We start from the raw sequence: 13,360 nt of genomic DNA, 5'->3' as shown, positions 1-13,360 counted from the left end.
TATAGCCATAATCGGAATTAAAGCTTCTGTCACAGACCCAGTTCAATTCAATGCCTTTTTTTGCTATGATGTAGCCACACAATCTTCGACATTAGACCTAAACCATGATTAAAAAACTGTTCCCTTGGATGATGTTGATATTGTTCGCTTTGGTTCTTATTTGGTTTTGGCAAAAACAAATTGAATCTGCCCAGCAGACGGTCGATTTTGCTGAGGCTGATTATGTGGGTTCAGCAGAATGCAAAGATTGTCATAAAAATCGTCACCGCAGTTGGTATGACACCTATCACAGAACCATGACTCAAGAAGCCAGCGATCTTTCGGTGCTGGGTGATTTCAATGGCCAACCGCAAACCTATTGGGGTTATACCATCAGGCCCATCAACAAAGATGGAAGGTATTATTTTTCATATTACGATGCCAATAATCAAGAATTCCTCAATGAGATAGAAATTAAGCGCACTGTCGGTTCCAGAAGGTATCAACAATACTTGGCACAGACTGAAAACACCGATGGTAATTATTATCGTCTGGAATTACTTTGGCACATAGAAGATCAACGATGGATCCACCTCAATGGTGCTTTTCTGGATTCGGATGATCAATCCTTTTCACAGCACACTGGGATTTGGAATCAAAATTGTATTTTTTGTCACAACACCGGAATCAAACCAGGTATGAACAATTACAATGAATTGGTCGAACGCAGCAGAGCAGGGGAGCCAGTCAATGTATTTACCGATGCCAGATTTGATTCAGCCGTAACAGAACTTGGAATAAGCTGTGAATCGTGTCATGCACCAGCCAAAATTCACAGCCAATTGAGCCAGAACCCATTTCGAAAATACTACTTTCATTTCACCGAAAAACAAGACCCAAGTATCGTTCATCCCAATGAATTGGATCAACAAGCCGCATTGAGTGTTTGTGGTCAATGCCATGGACAACGCGTTCCTGAAAACCTTGATATGGCGAAAATTTGGATGGAATCAGGTCCCACATTCCGCCCCGGCCAGGATCTTGAAAAACATGTCAATCCAGTTTGGCAAGATACCCAGATTCAATCACAACAGCCAGACATTTTTGCCACTCGATTTTGGGCCGATGGTACACCACGCTTAACCGCCTATGAATACCAAGGTATTGTGCAGTCAGCTTGTCTACAAGACAACAGTTTTACCTGTAACAGCTGTCACAATATGCATGGAGGTGACCCGAAAGGAATGATTGAGCCAGAGAATCGCACCAATCAAGCTTGCCTCACTTGTCACCAGGACATGGTGGAATCACCTGAAGCACACACCGGCCACGATGTCGATGGTGCCGGTTCTTTGTGTTATGACTGCCACATGCCCAAAATGACCTATGGCATCATGACCTTCCATCGAAATCATCGCATTGAGTCACCCGTGAGTCATCAAGAACTGTCGATCGAAAAACCCAATGCTTGCGTGGCTTGTCACTTGAATGAGACCGATGAATGGTTGTATCAACAAAGCGCAAATTTGTGGCAACAACCGCTGCCCAGCGACAGTCATGGCATGATTCAAAGCTTGGTGGAGTTACATTCTGGAGATCCCGTTCAACGCGCCCTGTCGGCTTATCAAATGGGACAGCATTTTGAATCATTGCCAGCAAAGAGTCGTTTATTTCTGATACCACATTTATTATTGGCATTGGAAGACAGTTACCCAGCGATTCGCCGGTTCGCGCATAAATCACTTGTCGCCATCATCAATGAATCAGCAGCAGAAAATTTTGAGTTGGATGAATTGTCGCAATTGAAAGAAAGTTTAATGGGTTTTGATTTCATAGCTGATCAAAACATAAGAGCCAAGGTGATACTGAACACCAAGGCTTGGTATAAGCAAGTGGACTTTACAAAATGGCCGGAGCCGCCGGTTGGATCTTTACTTTATGCCAATTACAGTCTACAGATGGATGTCATTGATACCCTAAGGCAAGAAGCGGCATCAATCGAAAAAAGAATTCATGTGGGTGAGTGATTATCAAATATTGAATTCGTCGTTCTGAACTGTTCGAAAATCAATCGATGTTATCGGTAAGTACTGAACATATAAAAATCTACTTTAATTCCGCATAATATTATGCATTTAAATACTTTATTAACGATGTGGCTGGCTTGACATGAAGTCAGTTGAAAAATAACTTTCAGGCCTTCATAATGTTAATAATCTTCCAGCCATAACCTGCATGACACCAAATACCAATCATTATCTGTCTTGGATAGATGTTGACAATGAACTGCATTGTGAAGTGTTGTTACCTTCCAAAAAGAAAATCACCATTGGTCGTTCTGAACAGGCAGATGTTGAAGTTCTGAACACCAGTGTTTCCCGACAGCATTTAGAGCTTTCATGGCATGATGAGGGTTTACAGGTCAAAGACCTTAACTCAAGTTATGGCACTTGGATTGACAGCGTCAAATTACCTGCCAATGAATACAAGACCTTGGTGGCAGATTCAGAAATGAAACTGGGCAATTTAAGCATGTGGTATGAACTGCGGCGTGACAATGAATCACAAGAAATGTTTCAAACGTGCTTTCATCCCCCCACTGTTAATGATGAAATTGAATTATCCAGTGAATTCAATGATTTCAGGGTCAAGTTATTGTTTTTGTTGCAAGAAAATTTTGGTGACAATACGCTGAATGTACAATTGATACGAAGTATTGATGATGAACTGTATCAGTTAATTAACAGCCAAGAACTGCGGTTAAAAGAACAACGCATCCTGAATTCGATCAGCCACATACTGAATCGCAGTTTAACCCTGTCAGAATTGCTCAAAACAGCCCTGAATCTGGTCAGTAAGGTGTTAAATGCTGAGCGGGGATTTGTGGTAATAAAAGACACCAATGTAGATCAACATCGAATATTGGCTTTGCGGCACTTTGATCAATTGAATTGGAATTGTAACAATAAAACCACTCATGATTTCAGCCATGCTTTGGTTGAAAAGTGCTTTGATCAAAATAAAATTTTAATCATTGGTGATACCGAACTGAATGAGGCATTGGATGACATCAACCCAGTCAAACAAGGAGGTGGCCGCAGTGTGGTTGTTATCCCGTTGGTTCAGGAAAACCTTGTGATAGGCGTTATTTATTTAGATAACCAACAAAAGTCTCATAATTTTAATCAACAACAAATTCCTTTTTTAACCACTTTTGCCGCTCATACCAGTATTGCCTTGCACAATACTTTGCTTTACAAACGTGCCATTACTGATGATTTGACTCAATTATTTACCAGGCAACACGTAGACGAGGTTTTGGCACAAGAAATAATCAGGGCCCAACGATATCAACAACCGTTGTCTTTGTTGATTCTTGACCTTGATCATTTCAAGCGAATTAATGACAGTTATGGCCATACCACTGGAGACCAAGTGTTGCAAAAGTTTTCAGCCGTCATTAAACAACATGTTCGGGAATGTGATTTGGCAGGTCGTTTTGGTGGTGAAGAGTTTATCGTGATTTTACCTGATACCGATTTAGTTGGCGCCCATGCATTTGCTGAACGCATAAGAAAGGCGACAGCAAAAATGGTGATTGTGAAGGGAAATCAGAACATCAAAGTGACTGTCAGTATAGGTGCCGCTAGTTACCAAGCACAACATGAAGAGAACGCATTGCTGTTGTTAGAGGATGCTGATAAAGCACTGTATCAAGCCAAAGAACAAGGCAGAAACAGAACGGTAAGTTATTCAGGGCAGCATTTAAATTGATGTCCAAGCCAATATACTGAGGTGCTGATTTGACGTGTGTGATAGGGTATTCATATAATCATTTCCTTCAATTGCTATGAGACTTCCAAACAAGCTAAATGGGTAATCCAAATAAATTGACCTGTCCTCAATGTTTTCATCTGAATGAGCCAGATACAGCGCATTGTGAACTTTGCGAATGGCCACTTAAGCAGCAAACAGGCGATGAAACTGTGTTACCAGAAAAGACTGATGCTGCCAAAGACATGCCAAACAAGACTGGTCATGATTTGAATCAAACCATGGCCCCAGGTTTTGACGTCACCACTGAACATGATTTGGATTTAACCATTGCTCCCGCCAGACTGGCTGAACAAAAGCAGTCTGTTTTAGAAACACATACTTTTAACCTGGCAGGTGATTTGGCCCACTTTGAAATCAAAGAAATACTGGGGCAGGGAGGTATGGGGGCCGTTTACCATGCCATAGACCGCACTTTACATAGAGATGTGGCGATCAAAATGCTGCGACCTTTGGCAGCGGCATCACGCATGAACACCGAGACCTTGCTGGATGAAGCACGCATGGCCAGCAAACTGAACCACCCCAATGTGGTGACCATTTATGATGTGGCTCGAGCTGAGAACAGCAATTATATCGTGATGGAGTGGGTTGACGGTCAAGCGCTGAATGAGCTCATCCCCGAAACTGGGTTGGCGCTTGACAAAACAATGGAGTATGCCTGTCAAATTGCCGACGGACTGACTTCTGCGCACCAAAAGTACATGATTCATCGAGACATCAAACCGCAAAACATCATGCTCAGTTCAGAAGGTATAATTAAAATACTGGATTTTGGCATTGCGGGTTTGATTCATCAGCAAACTGAAGAAACCGCCGATAGCGCAGCAACACCCATGACCACCCCTGGCATTGGAACACCCAGTTACATGTCACCCGAACAAGTCCAAGGATTGAACTTGGATCAGCGCTCAGATATTTTTTCTTTCGGTATTGTGTTGTATCAAATGCTCAGTGGAAAAAAACCTTTTGTGGCTGAAAATTTGGAGGCGGTTAAACAATCCATTTGCGCAGGAAACTACGTTCCGATTCAAAAACATGTACCTGAACTGCCCGACAATGTGATTCATTTACTTGAAAAAATGTTGACAGTTCAACGGGATGACCGTTGGCAGAATTCGGCTGATTTGGCCGCAGAATTACATGCCATTCATGCTGAATTAACTCACAGCAAAAACTGGTGGCAACGACGACATTGGCTCAGTAAAATCGCAGTTTTATTGCCTTTTGTGTTGGCCTTGGGTTGGAGTGCCAAGGAAATCATGTTTCCTGCATCAACCCATCAGTTGATTGAACGACAATTGGCTGAGGCCACCAAAATTGCCATCTTACCGTTTGAAAACATCAGTGGTGACCCGTTGATCCAAATATTTGGTAACGGATTGGCAGTCAACCTGGGCAGTGATTTGGCAGCCATCGCTCGCCAGCAAGGTAATACATGGATTGTCCCTTCAACCGAAATCAGCCGCATGAAAGAGGTCAGTCCGAAAACAGTGGCTGATAAATACGGTGTGGAATTGATTTTAAGCGGCAGCATGCAACACATGGGTTCCACGCGTCTGGTGGTGCTGAATTTATTGGATGGAGAAACCGGCCAGCAACTCAAGACCACTGAATTAATCATCAAAGCCGATGAGCTGTTTGATGGTCATAATCAAATAAGGGCCGAAGCACTTAATTTACTGGGATGGTCTGTGCCTCTGGAATTAACTCAGAAGTTTCAGGCCGAACGACCTCAATTGGATGGCGCTTACAAAGAATATGTTCAGGGCAGGGGGTATTTATATCGATATGACCAGGCAGGAAACCTCAATAATGCCATGAATTCATTTCAAACAGCCATTACAATGGACGCTCAATATGAGAGTGCTTATGTGGGTTTGGCTGAAACCCATTTTAATTTATTCACCAAGACCAAAGACAGTCAATGGTTGGACGCCATGGTTGAAAGTATTGACCTACTTAAAGTGGTTAACCCTAAAAACACCTTTATTGATTACTTGTCTGCTGAAGCAGCGCTAAAAAAAGGCGATTATGAAAAAGCGGTTAAATTGTACTTAGCGAGTATCAGTCAAAACCCTTGGTTGATGGATGCTCAAATTGGATTGGCTTCTGCTTACCATAAATTAGGCGATATCAAAAATGCTGAACTGGTATACCTTGATGCCAGTAAAGCGGCACCAAACAACTGGAATGTTATCGTTAATTTGGGTGTTTTCTATGCACAAAATGGAGACTATCCCAAAGCGCTGAAAAACTTCCAAAAACTGATTGAAATCAGTCCAAATAATCACATTGGGTATCGAAACACTGCAGGCGTCTTTTTTATCATGGGTGACATTGATAAGGCCATTGCATTCAGCAAACAAGCCATAGCCATCAAACCATCAGACCGGGCGTATTCAAATTTAGGAACCATGCTGTTTTCGGTTGAAAAATATAATGAAGCCATCACTTATTACAAGCAAGCGATTGAATTGAATGAACAGTATTTTATTTATTGGGGTAACTTGGCAGATGCATATAAATTATCTAACAATAATAACCACTTAGAAGCTTATGAACAGGCGGTTATAAGAGCCCAGAACATGTTGCGTATAGACTCCAATGACACATCAGCTAAGGTCCATTTATCCTATTATTTGGCTAACCTGGGTAAAGTCGAAGAGTCTTTGTATTATGCCAATCAAGTCAATGATACTCATTCAGGCATTGAACACTTCATTACAGCCACTTCATTTGATCAGCTTGGAATGATTGAGGAATCTATCAAACATTTGAAATGGGCCATAGCGAAAAAGTATTCGGTGGAAGAAATTGAAAACACACCCTTATTGAAAAACAGCAGAAGTGATCCAAAATTCAAGCAACTATTGGAAAATTTATAACGGTCAATCAAACAAAAAGAAATTTTTTCTGGATGACTTATTTAGAAAAATAAGAGGGTATCGAGCCAAGAAATCAAGCCCGATACCCTTGAGGTAATACTGTTAATCTGGATCTATAATTATAGTGGGGTCGGTAGAGTAAGTTTGACCATTGATGGTTAAAGTTAAATCATAAACGTCACTGGTTACAGTGGCATCACTTTGTACAGTTAAAGTTTGAGTGGCCGACTGCGATGGAGGATTGCGCGTTAAGTCAAAAGTGGTGTCACCACCTTGATCATCATTGAACGGGTCTTGGTTGCCGCTTTGACTGAAATCTAAATCAACCGTAATGGTATTAACCGCATCACTGGGCCATGTGACATTGACATCGAGTTGTGCGCCTTCACTGACCTCTACGCTTTGGGTCACTGTCGGAACGGTTCCAGGTGCCAATGAGCTTAGATTTACATTTATGGTCGGGTTTGTCATAAGTAATTCCTCTATAATTATAATTAAAATATTTTTCTTAATGTGAAATTGTGAAAGAAATGGATGATTTATTCCCCCCTAAATATCCATGACTTTCACAAGTTTAAACTTTAAGTTCAAGACTTATCTTGCTGAACTTAAAGTAGATGATAACTGACTCAGACAAAAAAAGATATTACAAACTATTACAGATAATTGAATGATTCTGATTTATGGCCACTTTATTAAACACAGTAACTAAGCACATGACCCTGTTAAGAAGTCATCACATTTTTGGTCGACATTCTGGCAGTTCTCACACGGTTTTAGATAATCTAGAGTCTTCTCGACTGCACGCATCGATTTATTGGAATGGTTCTCATTGGTTGATTCAAGACAGCAGCAGTAATGGCACATTTGTCAATGGCAAAGCCTTAACAACTCAAGTTAAAACCAGGTTAAAAATCGGCGATTCAATTCAATTTGGGGCAATGAATGCCTGCAGTTGGGTGTTCTATGATGATCAGCCGCCGAAAAGTTTGTTGTTGTCATTGATTGATGGGGTTGATCCAATTGAATTAGAAGGTGTGGTTTTGTTGCCCGATGAAATTTCTCCTGATCTGACCTTATATCAGACCTCTGATGGTCAATGGGTTGCTGAAAACAACAACGGAGTCATGCAGTTGACTTCAGGATCTAAAATCACTACAGATGAAAAAAGTTGGGTATTTATCGATGCAGAAACTGCCGATAAAACCCAGCAAGCAGACCACATCAACAATCAAGAACTGGCTCCGGTTAGTTTGGAGTTTTCAGTCAGTAGAGATGAGGAACACGTATCCATGGTGTTTACCATCAATCGCATACAAATTGACTTAGGGGAGAGAACTCACCATTACCTGATGTTGTTTTTAGCCAGGAAACGCATCAGGGACTGTGAGCAAGGCATTGAAGACAGTGAGCAGGGCTGGATAGATAAAGACTTGCTATGTCAACAAACGGGTTTAGATGAAAAATACATCAACTTGCAAATTTACCGATTCAGACAACAAATAACCCAAGCCAATCCAGTCGCCGTGCATTTATTACAAATCATTGAACGCAGGCGTGGCCAAATCAGATTCGCTTTAAAATCTGTGGTGATTAATGGTGGCAGTGACCTGCCGAATCATCAATGATGTTTTCATGCCTTACTGCCCAATGACAAAAGGAAGCGTATTTTCTGAAAAAAGTTAAAAAACATCGATTGATTCTTAATCCATTCTTCTCTTACAAGCATGAATATTGTAAAAGACATCAATCGTGTAAGAAGAACACTTTTCACTGGTGCCACCAATCTCATCAGTAACCATGCTGAACGGATTGAAATCAATGACCAGTCAAAAATAAATAAAATATTGATTTGTCGACCTAATCACAGGTTAGGCAATTTGTTACTGATCACGCCATTGATTCAAGAAATAGAGTCAACCTTTCCGGCGGCAAAGATTGACTTGATTGTAAAGGGTGGGCTGGCTGTACCTTTGTTTGCTGAATACGCAAGTATCAATAACATCTATCAGTTGCCCAAAAGACCTTTTTTACATCCAATCAATTATTTAAAAAACTATTTTAAAGTAACAAGAAAGGCCTATGATTTGGTGATCAATACAGTCGAAGAATCATCTTCTGGGAGAATTTTTACCAAAAAATCCAAGGGGACTCACAAGCTATTTGGAAAACCTGCCAAAATATATTGGGGGGACAAAAGTGATTTAAAACACATTGCTAAAAAGCCAATTTTGGCATTGAAAGAACTGTCTGGAAGAAGTCGAGGTGATGCCATGCCTCAGCTTGACTTGAAATTAACCCTTGATGAGTTGACAAAGGGTCAACAGATTTTGCAAAACATCACAAACAATAACAAGCAGACAATTTGTATCTTTACTTTTGCTACTGGAAACAAAATGCATTCGAAGGCTTGGTGGAACAAGCTTTATCTTGAATTGCGCTTAAATTTCAGTGATTACAATATCGTTGAGATTCTGCCTATGGAAAATGTCTCTCAAATCGACTTTAAGGCCCCCACTTTTTATGGTCGTGAAATCAGGGAACTGGGTGCCGTCATGGCCGCCAGCGAATTATTTTTAGGCGCTGACAGCGGAATCATGCACCTGGCTTCAGCTGCTCATGTGCCGACCCTTGGTTTATTTAATGTGACAGATATAGATAAATACCGTCCTTATAATAATTGGAGTCATGCAATCGACACCAATGTAACAGACCATTTGGCAATCATCAGTCATTTGAAATCGACTTTAGCGACAAAAGAAAGCATTGATGCAAAGAAGCACTTTAAAGCCATCGCCTGAGTTGTCTATTTAGTCATTGATGTTTCTAAATCAGTTATCCTTTGCTGCAAACTGTTGATCTTTAACTCTAACAACCTGATCGTTTCAGACACAGAGACCTGTCCCTTGGGAAATTGAATGTTCCAACTCTGTAAGGTTGGCTCATCAATTTTAAGCTGTTTACAGGCCTTTTTAATAGGTTTGCCATCATTGATGTATTTGATTATTTCTGCCTTCTCAGACTCACTCAATTTATCTTTGGGGGTAAGCATGTTTAAAAAGTAATCCTCGTGATGCTGTGGATGTGGTTGTCTCTGACGCTGTGTTCAATGATGATTCGATCATTGTAAATTAAGTAGTAGAAGTTCTTGTTACTGATATCTAAATGCCCACTCCAAACAAAATACAATTCTTCGAACTTATGTTCTTTAACTTCATCAATGAATCGTTTGATCAATTGAATGTTAAACAAATCCAGGTATTGCATCACCCAATACTCAAAACTTGGCATTTGTTTCTTGCTTAAAGATTTAGAAGGTAACCCCCACTTTTCTTGAATTCTGTATGACTGTTTGGGGTTGGTTATGATGTCGTTGGGTGCATTCATTGATAGGTATGTTTTCCCCAGTTGTCGGGCACTTAAGCCATTCATTAAATCAGAGCCCATTTGAGCTTCCTGGTTATAAAGCGCTGAGGGTAAAAATTCAGTTTTATTAAGCATTTTAATATCTTGGCCAATAAAAAAATTGATGAATTTAAATTCATGATTCTCAAGTAAAAAAGTCAATGACAGGTGGTAACCTTCAAATTTAAACCCCCATGAACCGGTACTTGGTTTTCCATAAAATTTGATGGCATGCTTTGTGCTTCTATCAGATTGTTTGCTTAAATCATTATCTATAGATAAATTGGTTAATAACTTCAAATAACCTTTAGGACTCAATACTTGACTGATCAATAATTTGATTTGCTTCCGTTCGGTGGCTGATAAATTTTCAAATATCAGAGAATGGGGTCTTATTTGTAGATCAATTGGTAGGTATTCATTTTTATCAATATCAGAACCAATAACCTCAGAAAGTACAAACTCATCATGATCACGGCTTAAATGATCAACAATTTGTTGACTGAGCAGAGAAATTGATTTTTCAGTGACTTCTGCATGAATGTTGAAAGAAAATACAGTCATCGTGAAAACCAAGGCTGTGATATATTTATTTGTGCGTTCTTTTTTCATAATTTTATAATGATTTTTTTTGCGGATTTGTCATTGAACGGAACCTATTTCCTGTCTTGAATTTGCAAAAAGGATGAAATGGCTGTGTTCCTGTGTTTCACGATACGGTCACCGCAGATTTTCGATATGCCAAATGATATATGAACATACAGTTAGTCAGGCAGATCAGAAATGACCACAAGTCGTGTGAGATAAAATGAGCACCACGTAATTGTTGAGCACCACCAAAGATAAAACCCAAAAATACAACCATCCCCAGGACTCTGAACTTCAATTGATTATTGGTGACCTTCAAATAAAAGTACAAAGCCATCCAGCTAAAACCAACACTGGCATGACTGGCAGGAAAGCAATGAGCAGAAGGTAGGTATTTAGAGTCGTAGCCAAACATTGGGAAGTAAGGCTTGTCGCCACCATATCGAATTAAATCCCAAGGGCAATCAACGTTGAGCAATCGTTTTGATAGGGTAACAATCAATACACTTGATCCAATGGCCAGAACAAGAATAAGCAAGTGGTAAACCATGGATGGGTCTGAAGCAGATAAGATGGTTTTAATTAATTGATAAATGAGGCCAAGGTAAATGGTGATCAGTAGCATGCGTGCAAATTTATGTAACAAGCCTTCAAAAACAAAGGATTGTTTTAAACTCCATTGAAATTGACCATAGATTAAATCTGCAATTTTAAAATCGAGTTCAAACCAGTAAACGGTAATCAACACGTATATGCCGATGATCAATAAAAGCAATTCAGCTTTGTGGTTTTGGTATGGATTAGACCATTCAGTCGTCATCATTGACTGATAAGATGTTACACAACACTTTAATGGTTAAGATCAACAACCCAGTCAGAACCGTCATCACAACGACAGATAAGAAAGGTAAATTCACAGGGTTTTCTCCGAATTGAACTCAGCTGCGAGTTTGTGGATTTCTTTTGATTTGCATGATGAAAACAAATCAAGTCTTTCATCATAATGCGGTGTCTCAATGTCCATATAGCCAATCATGCTATGAAAAATATGGTCATGTGAGACTGGATGGTCTTGTTTGTTGATGAGACACTTGGTTCTTAATTCAACCAAATGGTTGCTTGCATCAGGCGTCCAATAAAAAAAGGGTACATGGGTTTGAGCTTCAGGGGCAATTAAATAAGGTGTACCATGTAAATACAGGTTGTTTTCACCCAAGGACTCACCATGGTCAGAAATATAAATCAAAGACGCTGAAATTTCTGCGGGCAGGGCATCCAAAATATTCATGGTTTCATTGATGAAATGATCGGTGTATAAAATCGTATTGTCATAGCTGTTATTCAGTTCAGCAGCGCTGCATTTTTGTAGTTGCACACTTTGGCAGGTGGGTTTGAATTTTTCGAATTCAGGTGGGTAGCGCAAATGATAAGCAGGGCCATGACTGCCTTTTTGATGCAAGATAATGACTTGATCATTTGTGTTGGCCAGGATCTGATGGCTTAAACCTTTGAGTAAAATTTCATCGTAACATTCGCCTGAAGAGCACAGTGCCTGATCAGTTTCTTGCGACAAATCGACATACTCTGTTCGATCACAAATTCCTTTGCATCCTGTGTTGTTGTCTCTCCATTGAACATCAATACCCACTTGTTTAAAAAAATCCAATAGGTTGGCACTGTTTTTACCAGTTTTGTGGTTGTAAGTTTTTCGTTCTAGGTGCGAGAAGATACACGGTAATGAAATCGCTGTACTGGTGCCACAGGAACTGGTGTGTTTGAAATTGGCTATGTGCCTGCTTTTGAGTTTGGGATTGGTTTCTTTGGAATAACCATTGATGGAAAAGCGATCTGCGCGTGCCGTCTCACCTATGATCATAATGGTCACCTTTTTAGGCGAAGTGGCTGAGTGACTTTGAATGGCATCTTTACTGATGTCATCGAACGGCAACTGGATGCTTTTGAATTGTTCGTTTATATATGAAAGACTGGCAAAAATAAAGTTGGTAGGCACAATCAGGTGTGACAAGTGTCGGTTACCTCTGGCCAAAGAAGCATACGATGGGTAGCTGATGTATAAAACAACCCCCATAACAACCAACGAGGCTGTAATTACTTTTAATTTACTTAATAATTGACGCAAAAATCCAATTGGGGCCATTTTGGTTTTTAAAATAAACACCATAGGTAAAAGGCCCAAAATGGTTAAGTACAAAAACAAATTAAGACCAATTAAGTCCTTGGCTTCAGAAGCGTTGGTCTCCATGATGTTTCTGATCATTTCTTTATCTATAACGATGCTGTATTGGGATATGTAGTAAAATGATATGGCGGAAAGTGTGAAAATCACCACGTAAGTAATTTTGTATGTTTTTGCGCTGGTCAATAAATTTAAAACCAAATTGATCATTAACACCAAAAGTACAAAGATTGATAAAATAAATAACAAATCACTGGGTGAAGTAGGTTTGACAATCGAATACAATTCTTGCCAAAAATACACATTGAATGCGGTAACAAATAACAGGCTCATCAATAAGTTGAGCTGCCATAAACCAATTTGTAGTTTGTTTTTTGTCTTATTTTTAACTGTTTGATTCATTCACTTTTAGAGACAAGGAATGATTAAATCAATCGAAATTTAAATAATTAAAAAAAGTGCGATTGAT

The 13,360-nt window shown here is 39.8% G+C and carries 10 protein-coding genes; 5 read left to right on the top strand and 5 right to left on the bottom strand.

Annotation, left to right across the window (positions count from 1 at the left end):
• Window positions 1-104: 104 nt before the first annotated feature.
• The 3 genes from CCS90_RS06805 to CCS90_RS06795 all read left to right on the top strand — a co-directional run bounded on the left by CCS90_RS06805 (window position 105) and on the right by CCS90_RS06795 (window position 6,701).
• Window positions 105-2,006, top strand: a complete 1,902-nt coding sequence (locus tag CCS90_RS06805) for an ammonia-forming cytochrome c nitrite reductase subunit c552 (protein WP_099018805.1) — start codon at window positions 105-107, stop codon at window positions 2,004-2,006.
• 208 nt (window positions 2,007-2,214) lie between these two features.
• On the top strand, window positions 2,215-3,753 hold the full coding sequence (locus CCS90_RS06800) for a diguanylate cyclase (RefSeq protein WP_099018804.1): 1,539 nt from the start codon (window positions 2,215-2,217) through the stop codon (window positions 3,751-3,753).
• Window positions 3,754-3,965: 212 nt separating this feature from the next.
• Window positions 3,966-6,701: a serine/threonine-protein kinase gene (locus tag CCS90_RS06795; protein ID WP_180236507.1), complete on the top strand. Its 2,736-nt coding sequence runs from the start codon at window positions 3,966-3,968 to the stop codon at window positions 6,699-6,701.
• A 102-nt stretch (window positions 6,702-6,803) separates the two neighbouring features.
• On the opposite strand, the gene CCS90_RS06790 is transcribed toward CCS90_RS06795, so the two are convergent.
• The gene (locus CCS90_RS06790; RefSeq protein WP_099018802.1) at window positions 6,804-7,172 is read right to left on the bottom strand and encodes a hypothetical protein; all 369 of its coding nucleotides are present in this window, start codon (window positions 7,170-7,172) and stop codon (window positions 6,804-6,806) included.
• 212 nt (window positions 7,173-7,384) lie between these two features.
• On the opposite strand from CCS90_RS06790, the gene CCS90_RS06785 reads away from it, so the two are divergent.
• The gene (locus CCS90_RS06785) at window positions 7,385-8,329 is read left to right on the top strand and encodes an FHA domain-containing protein (protein ID WP_099018801.1); all 945 of its coding nucleotides are present in this window, start codon (window positions 7,385-7,387) and stop codon (window positions 8,327-8,329) included.
• Between the two features lie 99 nt (window positions 8,330-8,428).
• Window positions 8,429-9,502 carry a glycosyltransferase family 9 protein gene (locus tag CCS90_RS06780; protein WP_099018800.1) on the top strand — a complete coding sequence of 358 codons (1,074 nt, stop codon included), beginning with the start codon at window positions 8,429-8,431 and terminating at the stop codon, window positions 9,500-9,502.
• 5 nt (window positions 9,503-9,507) lie between these two features.
• Here the strand turns inward: CCS90_RS06780 and CCS90_RS06775 are convergent, their stop codons facing one another.
• The 4 genes from CCS90_RS06775 to CCS90_RS06760 form a co-directional block, all read right to left on the bottom strand.
• Window positions 9,508-9,753 (bottom strand): helix-turn-helix domain-containing protein, encoded by a 246-nt coding sequence (locus CCS90_RS06775; RefSeq protein WP_099018799.1) that lies wholly within the window; start codon window positions 9,751-9,753, stop codon window positions 9,508-9,510.
• A 2-nt stretch (window positions 9,754-9,755) separates the two neighbouring features.
• Complete coding sequence (locus CCS90_RS06770) at window positions 9,756-10,670, bottom strand: DUF3500 domain-containing protein (protein ID WP_180236506.1); 915 nt, start codon at window positions 10,668-10,670, stop codon at window positions 9,756-9,758.
• A gap of 145 nt (window positions 10,671-10,815) precedes the next feature.
• A complete protein-coding gene (locus CCS90_RS06765; RefSeq protein ID WP_162846903.1) occupies window positions 10,816-11,514 on the bottom strand; it encodes a phosphatase PAP2 family protein in 699 nt (232 codons plus the stop codon).
• 93 nt (window positions 11,515-11,607) lie between these two features.
• Entirely contained in the window at window positions 11,608-13,293 is a 1,686-nt protein-coding gene (locus tag CCS90_RS06760; RefSeq protein WP_099018796.1) for a phosphoethanolamine transferase, read from the bottom strand.
• Between the last annotated feature and the right edge of the window lie 67 nt (window positions 13,294-13,360).

Origin of the sequence: Marinicella litoralis (assembly GCF_002591915.1) — a bacterium.
Lineage (GTDB): Bacteria > Pseudomonadota > Gammaproteobacteria > Xanthomonadales > Marinicellaceae > Marinicella > Marinicella litoralis.
This window is presented reverse-complemented; position numbering and strand designations above follow the sequence as displayed.